Genomic DNA, 17,160 nt, shown 5'->3' on the forward strand with positions numbered 1-17,160 from the left:
GTGGGACGGGCCGGGGGTTACGACGGGGCGGCGGAGGCCACGCGGGAGAGGGTGAGGGCTGCGGCGCGGACGGCGGGGGCCACCCGCTCCGGGCGCATGCGGTTGCTCCAGCCGGCCACTGATACGGCGGCGACCGGGGCACCGTCGGCATCGAGGATCGGACAGGCCACGCAGACCGTCCCGTTCCCGGACTCCTCGCGTTCGTAGGCCACCCCCTCTTCGCGGATCCGCTGCAACTGCCGGCGCAGGATCACGGGGGAGGTGATGGTGCGGGTGCTCAGGCGGGGCAAACCGGTGGCGAGCACCGGCGCGAGGGCCTGCTCGCCGGCGAAGGCCAGGATCGCCTTCCCCACGCCGGTGGCGTGCGCGGGCATGCGGCCGCCCACCCGGGAGGCCAGATCGGGAGCGTCCGGACCGGGCAGTACCTCGAAGTAGACGACCTCGGTGCCCTCCATCCGTGCCAGGTGGACGGTGTTGCGGGTGGCGGATCGCAGGTCGGCGAGCACCGGTCGCGCGGCATCGACGAGATCGCGGTGCCCGGTCGCGAGCTGGCCGATCTCGAACAATCGAAGTCCCAGTCGCAGTGATGTTCCCGAGCGTTCGAGTAGGCCCGCGTCCACCAGGTTCCCGGTCAGACGGTGCGCGGTCGACTTCGGTAGACCCGTGCGGCGGGCCAGCTCGGACACCCCGAGTGCACCGTCGCCCGGGCGATAGGCGGCGAGCAGCGCGGCGACGCGCGCGACCACCGCACCGTCGTTCCGCTCAGCGGGACACATGCATTGAGTGTGGCAGCCACCGCACCGCATCGTGGGGGTTATGACGGAGAAGGTGACCGCGGCCATTGTCGGCCCGGGGAACATCGGCACGGACCTGCTGGCCAAGCTACGGCGCAGCGAGCACGTGAACGTGAAGTACATGGTGGGCGTGGACCCGGAATCGGACGGCCTCAAGCGGGCCGCCGAACTGGGACTGCAGACCTCGGCGGAGGGCGTCGATTGGCTGCTCGCGCAGCCGGAACCGCCGCGCATCGTCTTCGAGGCGACCTCGGCGAAGGCGCATCTGGCGAACGCGCCGCGGTACGCCGAGGCCGGGATCGTGGCGGTCGACCTGACGCCGGCGGCGGTGGGGCCGCTGACCTGCCCGGTGGTGAACCTCGAGGACAAGATCGACGCCCCGAACGTCAACATGATCACCTGTGGTGGGCAGGCCACCATCCCGATCGTGCACGCCGTCAGCCGGATCACGCCGGTGAGCTACGCGGAGATCGTCGCCTCGGTCTCCTCCCGATCCGCCGGACCCGGCACCCGTGCCAACATCGACGAGTTCACCGAGACCACGGCGCGGGCCATCGAAGAGGTCGGTGGCGCCGCCAAGGGCAAGGCGATCATCATCATCAACCCTGTCGAGCCGCCGATGATCATGCGGGACACGGTGTTCTGCGCCATCGACCCCGATGCTGATCGGGACGCGATCACCGCCTCGATCGAGCAGATGGTGGCCGATGTGCAGGTGTACGTGCCCGGATACACCCTCAAGGCGCCGCCGCAGTACGACGAGCCCCGACCCGGCTGGGAGGGCAAGGCGCGCGTCGCCGTGTTCCTGGAGGTCGCGGGCAACGGTGACTACCTGCCCACCTACGCGGGCAACCTCGACATCATGACCGCGGCCGCCGCGCGCGCGGGCGAACTCATCGCGCAGCGAATCCTGAACGGAGTGAACGCATGACCGGGATCAACGGCGCCCTGTGGAGCGACCCGAACCGCGACGTGCGCATCGTCGACACCTCGCTGCGGGATGGCAGCCACGCGATGGCCCACCAGTTCACCGAGCAGAACGTGCGCGACACCGTGCGCGCGCTCGACGATGCGGGTGTCTCGCTGATCGAGGTCACGCACGGCGACGGCCTGGGCGGGTCGACCTTCAACTACGGCTTCTCGCTGGTCGACGAGCGCAAGCTGATCGCCGCCGCCGTGGACGAAGCGCAGCAGGCGAAGATCGCCGTGCTCATGCTCCCCGGCCTCGGCACCGTCGAGGACATCCGGGTCGCGGCCGATCTCGGGGCGGGCGCGCTGCGCATCGCCACCCATTGCACCGAGGCCGATGTCTCGATCCAGCACTTCGGCGCCGCACGGGATCTGGGACTGGAGACCGTGGGCTTCCTCATGCTCTCGCACATGTCCACGCCCGAGGGGCTGGCGAAGCAGGCCCGGATCATGGCCGATGCCGGCTGCCAGTGCGTGTACGTGGTCGATTCCGCCGGGGCACTGATCCTGGAGGATGCGGGCGAGCGCGTGGCCGCACTCGTCGCCGAGCTCGGCGAGGACGCGCAGGTGGGCTATCACGGGCATCAGAACCTGAGCTTCGGCGTGGCCAATTCGGTGCTCGCCTACCGCGCAGGGGCCAAGCAGATCGACGGCTCGCTCCTGGCGCTCGGTGCGGGCGCGGGGAACTCGCCCACCGAGGTGCTGGCGGCGACCTTCGAGCGGCTCGGAGTACGCACCGGCACCGATAAGGACGCCCTGATGGCGGCCGCGGAGGACGTGGTGAAGCCGTACATCACGCGCCTGCCGGTGATGGACCGCAGCTCGATCGTCCAGGGCTATGCCGGGGTGTACTCCAGCTTCCTGCTGCACGCCGAGCGGGCGGCGGACCGGTACGGCGTTCCCGCGCACGAGATCCTGTACGAGTGCGGTCGCCGCGGCTACGTGGGCGGCCAGGAGGACATGATCATCGCGATCGCGGTCGAGATGTCCGCGGCGCAGAAGGTCTGACGCCTCCTCCGGACATGACTTAACAGCGTTAGCCCACACAGCGTCCTGGGGAGACGTCTGCTGCTAACGCTGTTAAGTCAGTACGGTGTCAGTCTTCGAGGCGGATCGCCTGCGTGGGGCACTGACTGATCGCGTACTCCACGTCTTCCTTGTCCGCGTCGGTGAGGCCCTCGTCGGTGGCTTCGGCGAAGCCCTCGTCGTTGACCTCGAAGATGTCGGGCCGGATCCCTTCGCACACACCGAAGCCCGTGCAGGCATCGCCGATGATGATCTTCATGAGGTTCTCCTTCGGGTGTTACGGGGCGAGGACGGCGGTCACGGAGCCGAGCGGCCCCATATCGGCGACGACGGTGTCGCCCGGTCGGACGGATTCGGCCCGCGTCATCGATCCGGGCAGGACGACGTGGCCGGGTTCGAGCGTGGTCCCCAGCGGTCCGACGGTGTTCGCGAGCCACACCAGGGCGTTGATGGGGGAGCCGAGGACGGCGCCACCGGTACCGGTGCCCACCTGGTTGTTGCTGATCCAGAAGGTGCAGCCCACCTCACGCAGATCGAGGGCATCGATGCGGGTGGGCTTGCTGCCGAGGACGACCCCGCCGGACGAGGCGTTGTCGGCCACCGTGTCGACGATCGAGATGTTCCAGTCGCGGATCCGCGAATCGACCACCTCCAGTGCCGGGACCACGTAGTCGATGGCGCGGATCGCATCCGCGACGGTCACGCCGGGGCCGCGCAGCTCGCGCCCCAGGATGAAGCCGATCTCCGGTTCGATCCGCGGCTGCAGCCACCCCGACGCGTCGATCGGAAGGTGTTCGAGGTGGAACATCGACGCCGTCAGGTGGCCGAAGTCGGGCTCGAAGACGTTCATCTGACGCTGCATCGCCAGCGAGGCAAGGCCCACCTTGTGGCCCTTGACCGCGTCGCCCGCGGCTTCCCAGCGGCGCACCTGCTCCTGCTGGATCCGGTAGGCGTCGGTGATGGTGGCCTCCGGGAACGTGCCGATGATCGGCTCGATCGGGGTTCCGGTGGTGTACGCGCCCTGCAGGGCGTCGGCCGCTGCGGAGACGGCGGATTCATCCATGCCCCGATGGTAGAACACGTTCCAGTGCTGCGCGGCGAAACCGCTCGCTACCGATGGGTAGCTAGCAGTGTGTGCAGGCGAATCGCCTGGTGGCGGTGTGGGCTAACAACGTTAAGTCAGAGGGGGTCAGTCGCGGGGGAGGCCGAGGAGGCGTTCGGCGGCCACGTTGCGGAGGATCTGGGAGGTGCCGCCGGCGATGGAGAGGCAGCGGGTGAGGAGGAATTCGTAGCGCTCATCCTCGGGATCCTCGGGGCCGGCGAGGGCACCGTCGGGACCCAGGCAGAGGAGCCAGGCCTCCGCGACCGCCTGACGGTGCTGCACGCCCACCAACTTGCGCACGCTCGACGCCGGGCCCGGGTCCTGTCCGCCGACGCTGGCGATCACGGCACGCAGATCGAGCAGGGCGCACGAGGCGGCCTCGGTGATCAGGCCGCCGAGCTCGGCATCGTCGATCTCGGGGCGGTCGATCAGTGCCTCCAGCCGGGCGCCGAGGCCGCTGCCGCTCATCGCCACCCGCTCGTTGGCGAGCGTGGTGCGCGCCAGCCGCCAGCCGCCGTTCACCTGCCCGACGACGCACTCGTCGGGCACGAAGACCTCCTCCAGGAAGACCTCGTTGAACCGCTCGTCGCCGGTGATCTCGCGCAACGGCCGGATCTCGATCCCGGGGGAGCGCATATCGACCAGGAAGTAGGTGATGCCCTTGTGTTTCGGAGCCTCGGCATCGGTGCGAGCCAGGCAGATCGCCCAATCGGCGGCGTGTGCCAGCGAGGTCCACACCTTCTGCCCGGTGAGCAGCCAGCCGCCCTCGGTGCGGACGGCACGCGTGCGCAGCGCCGCCAGATCGGATCCGGCCTCCGGCTCGCTGAACAGCTGGCACCAGGTGATCTCGCCCAGCAGCGTGGGCCACACGAAGCGCTCCGCCTGCTCCGGGGTGCCGTGTTCCAGCACCGTGGGCGCGGCCCACGCCCCGATCACCAGCGGCGGCCGCTGGATCCCCGCGGCATCGAGCGCCGCGTCCAGCACGATCTGCTCCGCCGGACCCGCGCCGCGGCCGTAGGGCGGCGCCCAATGCGGCACCAGCAGACCGGATTCGGCCAGGGCGCGGCGACGTTCGCCCTCGGGAAGCGCGGCGATCGCCTGCGCCTGCGCGGCGGCACCCGCGTGGTCGCCCTCCACCGCGTAGTCGTAGGTGCGGCGCACCCCGCGGCGCGCGAGTTCGGCGGCCCGGCGCCGCAGACCGTCGGTGCCGCCGAGCAATTGGCGCAGGGCCACGGCGCGCCGCAGGTACAGGTGCGCGTCGTGCTCCCAGGTGAAGCCGATGCCGCCGAGCACCTGGATCGCGTCCTTGGCGTTCGCGACCGCGGCGTCCACCGCCCCCGCCGCCGCGACCGCGGCGGCCAGTTCGTGTTCGGCACCGGTACCCGCACTACGCGCCGCGTCCCAGGCCAGCGCGGCGGCCTGCTCCGCGCGACACAGCATGTCGGCCGCGATCTGCTTGATCGCCTGGAAGGAACCGATCGGCTTGCCGAACTGCACGCGCACCTTCGCGTACGCGGCGGCGGTGCGCAGGGCCCACGACGCCACGGCCGACGCCTCCGCGGCCGCGAAGGTGCCGAACCAGGCGCGCGCGGACTCCGCGGTGAGCCCGGGAACCGCCGTGTCCTCCGCGAAGACCGGCTCCTGCAGGCGGATCCGGCCCAGGGGCCGCGAGGCGTCCAACGCCTCCTGCGGATCGACGACGACGCCGGGATGCCCCGGGGGCAGCAGGTGCCAGGTGCCGGACGGGGACGCCACCAGCAGGTGCGATCCGGGGGTCGCATCGACGGCGAGGGCCCCGTCGCCACCGAGCACCAGCGCCGCGCGCGCCTCGCCCGCCGCCAGGGACTCACGGACCGCCGCCAGCCGGTCGGTGCCGCGGAGCAGGTCCTCCAGCAGGGCCGCCACCGTGACGGTCCCCGAGACGGGCCCCGGCGCGAGCGCCAGCGTGGCCGCCTCGACCGCCGCGGCCGCGTCCTCGGCGGTTCCGCCCATGCCGCCGAGCTCCTCCGCCAGCGTGATGCCGAAGACGCCGATCTCGGCGAGCCCGCGCCAGACCTTCTCGGCGGCGCCGGAATCACCCGACCGAACCGCGTCGATCGGGTGGGCGCGCTCGGCCCAATCCCGGATCGAATCGGACAGCGCGAGCTGGACATCGGTGACGGCGAGGGCCACGGTTCTCCTTCGGCCCGCGGATCAGCGGGGCTTGGTGGGGGAGGGCGACGGTGCGGGCGAGGACGGTGCCGGCTTCCCGGAGGGCTTCGGCGACGCCGCGACGGAAGGCGAGCCGGACGGTGCCGCGGACGGCCGGGCCGAGGGCTGCGGTGCGCCGCCCGCCGGTGCCAGCCGCAGCGTGACACCGTCGCGGCCGCGCACCGATCCCAAAGCGGTGTCGAGCAACTGGCCCGCGTTGATCGTCGACAGCGGCTCCGCGATGGCGCGAGCCGAGGGCAGCACGAGCTCCGAGAGGTACTTCACGCTGGGCGCGGCATCGTCCTCGAACTTCTGGATCACCTTGAACAGCTCCAGCATGCCGTCCTTGATCACGTTGGGGTAGTCGCCCTCCATGATGTACGAGACAGCGAACGGAGCCATCTCGCCGTAGCCCTTGCCGAAGGTGCGCAGCGGGGCGTCGAGCGAGAGCAGCAGCGGCCCGATCTGATCGGCGCGCGGCGTGATCGAGTTGAAGGACTTGAGGATGTCCCCGATATCGGGGAGCTGCCGCAGGATCGCGGTGGCGGTGAGGACCGCGCCGGCATCGATGGTGGGCACCGTCTGCTGCTGTTCCGGCAGCGCCGCATCGGCCCGCTTGAGCAGCCGCTGCACCGTGCCCGGATCGAGCTGGCTCATCAAGCGCGACAGCGAACTCGACAGGGCGCCGATGGTGGAGTCCGAGGTGTCCACGATCCCGGCCAGCCGGGCACCGTCGGGCAGCGGCGGACCGTCGCCCTTCGACAGCGTCAGGTAGGTCTCGCCCAGGCCGGAGAGGTTCTGGACCCGCACCTTCGCGCCGGCGTTGATCCGGGTGTCCTTGGCGTAGCGCACCTCCACCTCGACCCGGTCGGCGTCCACGCGCAGCGCCTTCACAGTGCCCACCTCGACACCGCGGTCGAGCACCCGCGAGCCCTCCATGAGCCCGTTCGCGTCGGTCAGCTGGATGTAGGCGGTGCGCTGTCCGGACGGTGAGAGCCACTGCACGCCCTGCTGTCCCAGCAGCAGCACCGAGACCACGACCAGAGCCGCCAGCCCCAGGGCCGAGGCGAGACCCGAGCGCGTCATCGTGCCTGTCCGATCATCCGCAGGAGTTTCACCGCGGACGGCGAGAGGTCCTCGCCGCTCGCGCTGCGCACGGACTCCACCTTCACGGTGGGCTTGGCGACGAACGGGGCGAGGTTCTTGTTCACCAGGATCGAGCCGCCGTGGATGGCGGTACCCAGCGAGACCATATCGGCGGTGAGCAGTTCGAACAGGTCCGATGACGAGTTCATCAGCGGGATCAGCCAGTACCCCTGCTGCAGCATGCCGCCGACGGCGGGGAGCAGCACGCCGATGTTGGACATCAGCTTGCCCTGGTTCTTCCAGTACTTCATGTTGTACGGGCTGAGCGTGTACTTGAAGTTGGCCTCCTGCTTGGCGGTGCGGTCCGCCATCTCGGACACCGAATCGAGCAGACGGTTCACCTCGGCGGTCGACGCGCCGATACCCGTCACATCACGGCTGAGCTGGGTGGAGAGCTGCTCGAACTGCGGGCGCTCCTTGGGCAGTGAGGTGTTCAGCTTCGTGATGGTGCGGCTGATGTCCTGCACCGAACCGCTGCCGAAGTAGTCGGCGAGAATCGTCAGGGTGCTCTCCACCGACCGCGGCGGACTCGTCTGTGCGAGGGGAAGCGTGGCCCCGGCGCGCAGCTGAGTGGAGCTGGGCGAGGGCTTCTCGGGCGCCTCGAGCCGCACGTAGGCCTCACCGAGCAGGGTGTCCTGCAGCACCGAGGCGTGGATGTCGGACGGGAGGGCGACGGTCTTGTCCACGCGGGTGGTGACCGTGGCCGCGGACTCCCCGAGCGAGACCGCTTTGACCCGCCCCACGGTGAGCCCGCCCAGCGCGAGCCGCGCGCCCACCGGGAGGTTCAGGACGTCGGCGAACTCCATCTTCAACTCGTACTGATCACCGTCGGACAGCGGATTGCGCAGGTCCATGTTCGCCGGGCTCACCGTGCACCCCGTGAGGGTGGCGGCGGCGACCACCGCGAGGGTGGCCGATACCGGACGCGGTAGCCACCGCACCGTTCGCCTCATCATCGACCTCCCTGGAGGGGCAGCTGGAGCAGGTTGACGGTGGCCACCTGGGCGGAGCCGCCGGCCACCGAGCACGCGCCCGGGACCTCGGCATTGACGCGGGCGCACAGGGCCGCCGGATCGCGCGTGGCGACCGTGGTGACGGGCACGCCCGCCACGGTGGTCTCGGCACCGTCGCCCCGGGGCAGGTAGGGCGCGATCTGGGACCCGAATACCGGGAGCATCTTCGCGAGCGCCTCGTTCGAGCGCACCGATGTGGCCGCCAGCTTCACGGCATCGGCGGCGAGCGTGCCACCGGGCCGCAGGATCGCGCCGTAGCGGCGCATCGCATCGTCACCGACCAGGAAGAAGACGGGCAGCGTCTGGAAGATCTCGGAGACCGCGGGGAAGGTGACGCGACCGTACTGATCCATCACGTTGGCCGCGTGCTGCAGCGTGAGCAGCATCTCGCCCCACTGCGCGTCGAAGCTCTGCATGAGCGGCCGCACGTTGCTGACCACCGTGGTCACGTCCCCGAGGAAACCGGCGGGATCGCTGAGCAGCGTCGACAGGTTGGTGAGGCTGCGGGCGGCCTGCGGCGGAACGCTGGGGCCGACCTCCTTGTCGAGCGTGGTGAGCAGCTTCCCGAGATCTGCCGAGGCGCCGCCCTCGGTGACCGAATCCACGAGGCGGGTCGCCGATTCCGTGGTCTCGGAGATCGACTTCGGGGTGGCGGTGTTGTTCCGGCCGATGCAGTTCTCGGAGCCGAGGGTGGGACCGGTGGAGTAGTTGCCCACGAGTTCGAGGGTGCGGTCGGCCAGGATCGAGGTGGCCCGGGTGACGGCCTTGACCGACGCCGGCAGCGTGCGTCCGGACACGTCGAAGGTGACCTTCACGCCGTCGGCCTGCGGTTCGACCTTGCGGACCGAGCCGATCTTCACGCCCATCTGCGTGACGTCGTTGTCCGGATACAGACCGATGCCGTCGGCGAGGAAGGCGCACAGCGTGCTCGACGAGGCCGCCTGTGCGGTCCCGGTGCCCACCGGGACCGCCGTCAGCGCGAGCGTGCCGACGACCGTGAGCAGGCCGATCTTCCCGGGCCGCATCAGCAGCTCACCGTCGCGGTGGGGAAGCACAGCTTGCTGGCGAGGACGGCGTCGGGCGACATCGGCTTGCCCTGCTTCTCCAGCCCCTTCTGCATGGTGTCGATCGACTTCTGCAGCTCGCCGATCATGGCGGGGATGGTGACGTTCGTGGTCTTCAGCGCGGATTCGATGGTGGTGAAGGCGTTCCCGAGCTGCTCGCGGTACTTCCAGTACAGATCGAGGAAGGGCTTGATCTTGCCGAACATGCCCGCCAGGCCCACATAGGCGAGCCCGAAGTTGGCGGCGGTCTGGTCCAGCGTGACGATCGCGAGGGAGGCCTTGCGGATCATCGTCATGATGGTCTCCCGCTGATCGGCGAAGCCGGTGGCGTACTGGGTGCTCACGTTGATGATGCGGCCCACCTGATCACGCTGTTCGGTGAGCTGCCCGACCAGTGAGTTCACGCCCTCGACGATGCTGTCGACGGAGCCGGGGTTGGCGTCGAGGCCGGTGCTCAGCGCCTTGATCGACGTTGCGAGCTGGGTACGGTCGATGGGCACCAGCTTCTCGGGGACGTCCTGCAGCAGATCGCCGATGCTGTACGGCAGGCTCACCCGGGAGCTCGGGATCGGCTTGTCGCCCAACGCGGCCTTGCCCGCCGAGGTGACGGCCACGTAGAAGCCGCCGGCCACGGTGAGCATGCGGACCGCGACCGAGGTCTGATCGCCCACGAAGACCCCGTCGTCGATGCGCGCCGTGACCCGGACGGAATCACGTTCGAGCTCAACGGACTTGACCGATCCGATCCGGACGCCCGAGGCGCGTACCTCCACGCCCGCCTTGATCAGCGCGGCGTCCTGCGTGGTGAACGAGAGCTCCTTCTGGCCGGGCGGGCGCACGTACACGTACGCGAGCCCGGCGGTGATGAGCAGCGCGATCGTGACCGCGACGGCACCGATCTTGGTGGTGCGGGTCATGAGCCCCCGGAACGGGGGACGGCCGGTGAAGATCATTTCAGGCACACCGTCACATTCGTGCCGCCGAGCAGCACCGTGGTCGACTTCGGGAGCTGGGCCTCGCCTTTGGAGCAGGTGGTGGGCGGGGTGCCGAGGAGCGCGGCCACGCCGGTGAACAGCCCCGGTAGCTTGCTCATCGCCTGGACCGCCGCCTGCGGGTCCTTGAACGCGGTGGTGAACAGGCGCTCCACATCGAGCTCCTTGGACAGTCCGAGCGCCGTGAGCGTGCGGTTCGTCGCGGCACCGAAACCCGGTCCGTAGGTGGCGGTCCGGCGGAACTCGTCGAGGTTCTCGAGCACCTTCGTCAGCAGCAGATCGAAGTTGGTGACGAACTCCACCACCTGCGGCGAGTAGTCGTTGATCATGTTCGCCACGCGGGTCACGTTGTCGATCAGCGTCTTGATCACCACCTGCCGGTCGGCGAGGTTCGCGGTGATCTTGTCGATGGCGCCGAAGGTCTGCGCGGCGGTGGTGTCGTCGCCCTGCAACAGGCCGAGCAGGTTGCGGGTCAGCTCGTTCACATCGTCCGGGCTCAGCGTGCGCAGCACCGGGGCGAGACCGTTGAACAGCGTGGTGATGTCGAACGACGGGGTGGTCCGCGACATCGGGATCGACGTGGTGGGGATGCCGCCCCCCGAGGTTCCGGGCTCCACCTCGATGAAGCGTTCACCGGTGAGGTTGCGGTACTTGACGGCCACGCGCGTGGTGGAGGTGACCGGATGCTGGTTCTGCGCGGTGAACCCGACCACGGCCTCGTTGCCGGTGTCGGTGCCGCGCACGTCGACCGATGTGACCTTGCCGATGAGCACGCCGCGCAGCCGCACGTCGCTGCCCACCCGCAGGCCGGAGGCGTCGGACAGGTGGGCCTCGTAGCCGCGGGTGTCGCCGTCCACCGGATTGCGCAGCGCGGCGAAGATGCCCGCCGAGACGAGCAGGGTGATCACCAGGGCGACCGCCAGCCAGATCGCGGCGCGAGTGTTCTTGGTGCGCATGGCTCAGCGACCCCCCGTCGACAGGACCGAGGCGGCGGCCGGGAAGCGGTCGGCGACGACGTTCATGCGCAGCGCGGTGCCCTCCGGGACGGTGACGAAGGCCGAGTTGAGGCCCGAGATCATGGGGATCACCTGGCGCGGGATGCTCACGGTGCGCATCACCTTGGTGGTGGCGTCCATGATCACCTGCAGCAGAACGGTTCCCGGCTTGAAATCCGCCTCGTGCGAGCCGAACATATCGGCCAGCGGGGTGAAGAAGCCGGTGCCGAGCAGGGTGGTGGTGGCATCGACCTTGTCGTAGGAGTTCACGACGAAGTCGAGCGTGCCGGCCTTCTCACCGCCGCGCAGCTGCGGGACGAACCAGCCCTCGAAGGCCGCCTCGATGATGCCCGGCACCCCGTCGACCGTGGTGCGCACGGTGCGCAGGGTGGTGCCGATCGGCACCTGCGTCGACAGCGCGTTCTGCCGCTCGACGGCGAAGGCCACTTCCAGCAGCGGGGTGATCGCCTGGGTGTACTTGGTGGCCTTCTTGGTGACGTCGATGAGCTGCGGTGTCATCACACCGCCCACCGATATCGAGCTGCGGGTGAGCAGATCGGAGATGGTGTCGTTGCTCGACGGGGGCCGCAGGGTGGCGCCGCTGCGCAGCGCCGTACCACCGCCGCGCGGCAGGAGCGCCATCTCGGTGACGCCGAAGTAGTTACCGGGCTGGTACCGCACGGCGAGCGCGTCGGTGAGGCCGCGGATGCCGCCCTGGTCGAGCCGGATCGCCACCCGGGCCTGGCCGGGCCGGGGGATCTCGACGGCCTTGACCTCGCCGACCGGCACCCCGCGCAGGGTGACCCGGGTACCGGCCTTCACGCCGGGACCCACATCGGCCGATTCGACGGTGAGCGCCAGCCGATCATCGGAATCCGGGATCCGGGAGGAGATCACGGCCACGAGCACGCCGATCAACGCCACCGCCACCGCGGCCGCGCCCAGCGTGACGAAGATCTTCTGCTGGCGCTGCGGGGTTCCTCCGAGCAGTTCGTACATCGGTCCCCCCTATCCCTTGAAGATGATCGTGGGAGTGACGCCCCACATCACGATGGTCAGAATGAAGTCCAGGGTCAGCACCGTCACCAGGCTGGCGCGCACCGCGCGACCGCTGGCCAGGCCCACGCCCTCCGGGCCGCCCTTGGCGAAATAGCCGTAGTAGCAGTGGATGATGGTGACCGCGGCGCAGAAGACGACGGCCTTCACCGTGGAGAGCAGGATGTCGCCCGGGCTGAGGAACTGCTCGAAGTAGTGGTTGTAGGTGCCCTGCGCCTGGCCGTGGAAGACCACCACGATCAGCTTGCAGGTGAGGAACGCCAGCAGCAGCGTGAGCAGGTAGGCCGGGATCACCACCACGATGCCGGCGATGAGGCGGGTGCTCACCACGTAGGGGATCGAGCGGATGCCGAGTGCCTCGACGGCGTCGATCTCCTCGGCGATGCGCATCGAGCCGATCTGCGCCGTCATCCGGCAGCCGGCCTGGGCGGCGAAGCCGATGCCGGCGGAGATGGGGATCATCTCCCGGATGTTCGCCAGGCCGCCGATGACGCCGGTGAGCGGCCCGAAGCCGATCAGGTTCAGGCCCGCGTAGGCCTCGATCGCCACGGCGGCGCCGCTGGCCGCGCCGAGGATCACCATCATCACCACGACGCCGCCGTCGACGATCACCGAACCGCGGCCCCAGGCGAGAGTCTTGAGCACACTGGAGGTTTCGCCGCGGTACTTCCGCAGCGCGACGGGTACCAGGTAGATCGACTGCGCGACGAACAGGACGGCTTCGCCGATCCGGGCGACCGCGGTGACGGGCTTCGAGGCTGAGGCGGTGGTCATCACGCCACCTGACTCGGGAAGAACATGGTCTGGATCTGGGTGAGTCCCAGGAAGGACAGGAAGATCAGCGTGATCGACAGCACCACTGAGGAGTTCACGCCGTCGGCCACGCCGCGCGGACCGCCGCTGGCCTCCAGGCCGCGCAGGCCCGCGACCAGTCCGACGATCATGGCGCCGGTCTCGGCCTTGAGTACCGCGAAGGCGAGATCGGACGGTGCCGAGAAGGCGCCGAACGACGACCAGAAGCCGCCCGAGCTGAGCCCGAACTGCCACACGGAGACGGTGAGCGCGATGAGCATCGCGACGGCGACGATCGCGACCAGCAGCATCGGCGCGATGATCATCAGCGCCAGCATGCGGGGCGCGATCAGGCGGGCGATCGGATCGACGCCCATGACCTGCATCGCCTGCAGTTCCTCACGGACCGTGCGCGAGCCGAGGTCGGCGGCGATGGCGGAGGCGCAGACACCGCCGAGCAGGACACCCGTGGCGAGCGGGGCACCCTGCCGGATGATGCCGATTCCGCTGGCCGCGCCGACCAGGGAGTTGGCGCCGACCGTGTCGACCAGAGCACCCACCTGCACCGAGACGACGGCGCCGAAGGGGATCGCGACCAGGATGGCGGGCAGCGTGGTGACGCGCAGCAGGGTGACGGCCTGGGTGATGGTCTCACCGACCGCGAAGTTCCCCTTGACGATGCCGCGCACCGTCCACACGATGATCGACCGGGCCAGCAGGACCGACCGGCCGATGGTCGCCAGGCTGCGGGTGAAGATCGCCGCGAACTGGTACAGCCGGTACAGCGCCGCGGCCCTCACGCCACGTCTCCGAACTCCAGCATCGCGCTCCTCTTCCGCTAGGTGCGAACGGAGCGTAGCAAGCGGGCGGCAAAACTAGTACGTGTTTCAGTTGTTTACCGGGTGACCTGCGATGACAGGGTGTCTTTCTCAGTCTTTTATCAGCAAATTGACCGCGACACCCAGGCGCTTTTGCACCTCCGAAGCCGAGGCCCGATGGGTGACCCAGGCGACCAGATTGGCCATCCAGACGTCCGCGATCAGGTGGAAGGTGTCGCGCTGTTCGTCGGTCGGGTTCTCGACGCCGAGCGCGTGCGCGAACATCCCCTCCAGCAGTCGTCCGACCCGCTCCACCTCGGCCGCGGCGGTGGCATCGGCGAACATGAAGGCGCGCACCATCGCCTCGGTGAGCAGCGGTGCCCGCTGCAGGGCCTGGGTGTTGCGGTCGAGCACGAACATCAGGCGCTCGGCGTTGGTGTCGCCCGGCACCGTCGCCTTGCCGATCCGGTCGCCCGCGCGCTCGAACTGGCTCACCAGGCCGGCGACCAGCAGGTGCACCTTCGACGGGAAGTAGCGGTACAGGGTGCCCAGGGCCACATCGGCCTTCTTGGCCACGGCACGCATCTGCACGGCGTCGTAGCCGCCCTTGCGGGCCAGGGCGAGCGTGGCGTCGATGATCCGCTTGCGACGCTCCCGCTGGCCGGCGGTGTCCAGTTCGTCGCGGGCGGGCGCGGCGGGGGCTACCGGAGCGGCGGCGGTTGTGCCTTCGGGCGGCATGGAGGGTCACCTCTGTTTCGATCGACGTGGCTCCGAGCGGCCTGATCGAGGCGCCCGGAGGTTTTGACAATTGAAACAGGTTATCGTCGGATACCTGTGGTTTCCGGCCCCTATTCGACGAAGATCACACTCCCGGCTGCTCCCGGCGGGCGTATCCGGCCTCCACCCCGGCCTTGGACGACTCCCACCACGACCGGTGCGCCGCGTACCACTCGACGGTCGCCGCGAGACCGCCGGCGAAATCGGCGTGTGCGGGCTCCCACCCCAGGTCGCGGCGGATCTTCGAGGAGTCGATCGCGTACCGCAGATCGTGTCCGGCACGGTCGGGCACCACATCGAAGTCGTCCGCCGGGCGTCCCATCACCTCGAGGATCATCGCCAGCACGTCCCGGTTGGACCGCTCACCGTCGGCCCCGATCAGATAGGTCTCGCCGATCGCGCCCCGGTCGAGGATCGCCCACACCGCATCGTTGTGGTCGTCCACGTGGATCCAGTCGCGCACGTTCACGCCCGAGCCGTACAGCTTGGGCCGCACCCCGCTGAGGACGTTGGTGATCTGTCGCGGGATGAACTTCTCCACGTGCTGGTACGGCCCGTAGTTGTTGGAGCAGTTCGAGATCGTGGCCCGCACCCCGAAGCTGCGCACCCAGGCCCGCACCAGGTGATCCGACGAGGCCTTCGACGCCGAGTACGGGCTCGACGGGCGGTACGGGGTCTCCTCGGTGAACCGCTCCGGGGTGTCCAGCGGTAGATCGCCGAAGACCTCGTCGGTGGAGATGTGGTGCAGCCGCACATCGTGCCGGCGCACCGCGTCCAACAGGACCGCGGTACCGCGGATGTTGGTGTCCAGGAAGGGCCACGGATCGGACAGGGAGTTGTCGTTATGGGTATCGGCGGCGAAGTTGACCACCGCGTCCGCGCCCGCCACCAGCTCGTCGACCACTGCCGGATCGGTGATCGATCCCTTGACGAAGTCGACGGAACCGCGCACCTCGTCGAGCGAGGACTCGTTGGCCGCGTAGGTCAGGGCGTCGAGCACGGTGATCGCCGCATCGGGACGGGTGGCGACGGTGCGCCGCACGAAGTTCGCGCCGATGAAACCGGCGCCGCCGGTGACCACGATGTTCATGCGACCAGGGTAGTGCGGCTGCAACGCCCGGTCCGCGCAGGCTATCCGTGAACGGCGGCCCGGCTGCGCGCCGCGCGGTCGGCCAGCAGGGTGCGTTCCCCGGCGTTGCGGGTGCGCCCCGCCGCCTCGTCGAACCGTGCGGCGGCCTCGGCATGGCGTCCGGCGCGTTCCAGCAGATCGCCGCGCACGCTCGGGATCAGCGGGGAATTGCCCAGCGCCGCCGGATCGACGGCGTCGAGCACGGCGAGCCCGGCGTCCGGACCGAAGGCCCGGCCGTGCGCCACCGCCCGGTTGACCTCCACCACCGGACCGGGTGCGGCCTGCGCCAGCGCGTCGTACAGGCGTGCGATGCGGGGCCAGTCGGTCTCGGCGGGAGACGCGGCGCGCGCGTGCTGTGCCGCGATCGCGGCCTGCAGGTAGTAGCGGCCCACCGGCCGCCCGGCGCGCGCGAGCTCCTCGGCGCGGGCCAGCGCCCCGAGGCCGCGGCGGATCAGCAGCCGGTCCCAGCGCGCCCGGTCCTGATCGTCGAGCAGTACCGGCCGGCCGGCCGTGTCGACCCGCGCGTCCAGGCGCGAGCCCTGCAGCTCGACGAGGGCCTGCAGGCCGTGGGTCTCCGGCTCGTCGGGGGCCAGGCCGGCCAGCATCCGGGCCAGGCGGATCGCCTCGCGGGCGAGCTCGGGACGCATCCAGTCGTCGCCCGCCGTCGCGGCGTAGCCCTCGTTGAAGATCAGGTAGATCACGGCCATCACATCGTCGAGGCGGCGCTCGCGTTCGGCGCCCGTCGGGAGTTCGAACTCCGCGCGGGCGGTGGTGAGGGTCTTCTTCGCCCGGGAGATCCGCTGCCCCATGGTCGATTCCGAGACCAGGAAGCCGCGGGCGATCTCGCCGGTGGTCAGGCCGCCCACCACGCGCAGGGTGAGGGCGGCGCGGGACTCGGGGGTGAGCGAGGGATGGCAGGACAGGAAGATCAGGCGCAGCGCATCGTCCTCGATGAAATCCACCTGGGCGTCGAGGTCGGGCATGCCGTCCTCCTCCCGCAGGTCACGGCCGAGCTCCTCGGTCTTGCGGCGCAGGGTCTCCGCGCGGCGGATGTGATCGATACCGCGGCGCTTGGCGGTGGTCATCAGCCAGGCCGCCGGATTGGTCGGCACACCGGCGGTGGGCCACTGCTCGAGCGCGGCGACGAGCGCGTCCTGCGCGAGGTCCTCGGCGAGCTGGATACTGCGCGTCATCCGGGTGAGCGCGCCCACGAGGCGGACCGATTCGGCCCGCCAGGTGGCGGTGATCGCTTCGGCGGTGGTCCCGGCTGGCACGAACACCAGCCTAGGACCACCAC

At 69.8% G+C, this 17,160-nt stretch carries 17 protein-coding genes; 2 read left to right on the top strand and 15 right to left on the bottom strand.

The window, feature by feature from the left end; translation table 11 throughout:
• Window positions 1-17: 17 nt before the first annotated feature.
• Window positions 18-776 carry an IclR family transcriptional regulator gene (locus ABD108_RS06450; RefSeq protein ID WP_343929818.1) on the bottom strand — a complete coding sequence of 253 codons (759 nt, stop codon included), beginning with the start codon at window positions 774-776 and terminating at the stop codon, window positions 18-20.
• 40 nt (window positions 777-816) lie between these two features.
• Between ABD108_RS06450 and ABD108_RS06455 the strand changes: the two genes are divergently transcribed.
• Both ABD108_RS06455 and dmpG read left to right on the top strand, forming a co-directional pair.
• On the top strand, window positions 817-1,725 hold the full coding sequence (locus tag ABD108_RS06455; RefSeq protein ID WP_343929819.1) for an acetaldehyde dehydrogenase (acetylating): 909 nt from the start codon (window positions 817-819) through the stop codon (window positions 1,723-1,725).
• Window positions 1,722-2,771, top strand: a complete 1,050-nt coding sequence (dmpG, locus tag ABD108_RS06460) for a 4-hydroxy-2-oxovalerate aldolase (RefSeq protein ID WP_343929820.1) — start codon at window positions 1,722-1,724, stop codon at window positions 2,769-2,771. Before ABD108_RS06455 ends, dmpG begins: the two co-directional genes overlap by 4 nt.
• Window positions 2,772-2,859: 88 nt before the next feature.
• Here dmpG and ABD108_RS06465 read toward each other — a convergent pair whose 3' ends face one another.
• From ABD108_RS06465 to ABD108_RS06530, 14 genes are all read right to left on the bottom strand, one after another.
• Window positions 2,860-3,048 carry a ferredoxin gene (locus tag ABD108_RS06465; RefSeq protein WP_220657605.1) on the bottom strand — a complete coding sequence of 63 codons (189 nt, stop codon included), beginning with the start codon at window positions 3,046-3,048 and terminating at the stop codon, window positions 2,860-2,862.
• An 18-nt stretch (window positions 3,049-3,066) separates the two neighbouring features.
• Entirely contained in the window at window positions 3,067-3,852 is a 786-nt protein-coding gene (locus ABD108_RS06470; RefSeq protein WP_343929821.1) for a 2-keto-4-pentenoate hydratase, read from the bottom strand.
• A 126-nt stretch (window positions 3,853-3,978) separates the two neighbouring features.
• Complete coding sequence (locus tag ABD108_RS06475) at window positions 3,979-6,063, bottom strand: acyl-CoA dehydrogenase family protein (RefSeq protein ID WP_343929822.1); 2,085 nt, start codon at window positions 6,061-6,063, stop codon at window positions 3,979-3,981.
• Between the two features lie 21 nt (window positions 6,064-6,084).
• On the bottom strand, window positions 6,085-7,167 hold the full coding sequence (locus tag ABD108_RS06480) for an MlaD family protein (RefSeq protein ID WP_343929823.1): 1,083 nt from the start codon (window positions 7,165-7,167) through the stop codon (window positions 6,085-6,087).
• Window positions 7,164-8,183, bottom strand: coding sequence for an MlaD family protein (locus tag ABD108_RS06485; RefSeq protein ID WP_305111308.1), 1,020 nt, complete (start codon window positions 8,181-8,183; stop codon window positions 7,164-7,166). Before ABD108_RS06485 ends, ABD108_RS06480 begins: the two co-directional genes overlap by 4 nt.
• The gene (locus tag ABD108_RS06490; protein ID WP_343929824.1) at window positions 8,180-9,295 is read right to left on the bottom strand and encodes an MlaD family protein; all 1,116 of its coding nucleotides are present in this window, start codon (window positions 9,293-9,295) and stop codon (window positions 8,180-8,182) included. The genes ABD108_RS06485 and ABD108_RS06490 overlap by 4 nt, the downstream gene beginning before the upstream one ends.
• Window positions 9,265-10,257: an MlaD family protein gene (locus ABD108_RS06495; RefSeq protein ID WP_343930081.1), complete on the bottom strand. Its 993-nt coding sequence runs from the start codon at window positions 10,255-10,257 to the stop codon at window positions 9,265-9,267. The genes ABD108_RS06490 and ABD108_RS06495 overlap by 31 nt, the downstream gene beginning before the upstream one ends.
• Entirely contained in the window at window positions 10,254-11,252 is a 999-nt protein-coding gene (locus ABD108_RS06500) for an MlaD family protein (protein ID WP_220657612.1), read from the bottom strand. The genes ABD108_RS06495 and ABD108_RS06500 overlap by 4 nt, the downstream gene beginning before the upstream one ends.
• 3 nt (window positions 11,253-11,255) lie before the next feature.
• Window positions 11,256-12,290, bottom strand: a complete 1,035-nt coding sequence (locus ABD108_RS06505; RefSeq protein WP_343929825.1) for an MlaD family protein — start codon at window positions 12,288-12,290, stop codon at window positions 11,256-11,258.
• Between the two features lie 9 nt (window positions 12,291-12,299).
• Window positions 12,300-13,121, bottom strand: a complete 822-nt coding sequence (locus ABD108_RS06510; RefSeq protein WP_220657614.1) for an MlaE family ABC transporter permease — start codon at window positions 13,119-13,121, stop codon at window positions 12,300-12,302.
• The gene (locus ABD108_RS06515) at window positions 13,121-13,939 is read right to left on the bottom strand and encodes an MlaE family ABC transporter permease (RefSeq protein ID WP_305111304.1); all 819 of its coding nucleotides are present in this window, start codon (window positions 13,937-13,939) and stop codon (window positions 13,121-13,123) included. Before ABD108_RS06515 ends, ABD108_RS06510 begins: the two co-directional genes overlap by 1 nt.
• Before the next feature lie 129 nt (window positions 13,940-14,068).
• On the bottom strand, window positions 14,069-14,695 hold the full coding sequence (gene kstR, locus ABD108_RS06520) for a cholesterol catabolism transcriptional regulator KstR (protein ID WP_220657616.1): 627 nt from the start codon (window positions 14,693-14,695) through the stop codon (window positions 14,069-14,071).
• Between the two features lie 124 nt (window positions 14,696-14,819).
• Window positions 14,820-15,824: a dTDP-glucose 4,6-dehydratase gene (gene rfbB / locus ABD108_RS06525; RefSeq protein ID WP_343929826.1), complete on the bottom strand. Its 1,005-nt coding sequence runs from the start codon at window positions 15,822-15,824 to the stop codon at window positions 14,820-14,822.
• A 41-nt stretch (window positions 15,825-15,865) separates the two neighbouring features.
• Window positions 15,866-17,137, bottom strand: a complete 1,272-nt coding sequence (locus ABD108_RS06530; RefSeq protein ID WP_343929827.1) for an RNA polymerase sigma factor — start codon at window positions 17,135-17,137, stop codon at window positions 15,866-15,868.
• Window positions 17,138-17,160: the final 23 nt, after the last annotated feature.

Source organism: Tsukamurella strandjordii, from assembly GCF_039525985.1.
Lineage (GTDB): Bacteria > Actinomycetota > Actinomycetes > Mycobacteriales > Mycobacteriaceae > Tsukamurella > Tsukamurella strandjordii.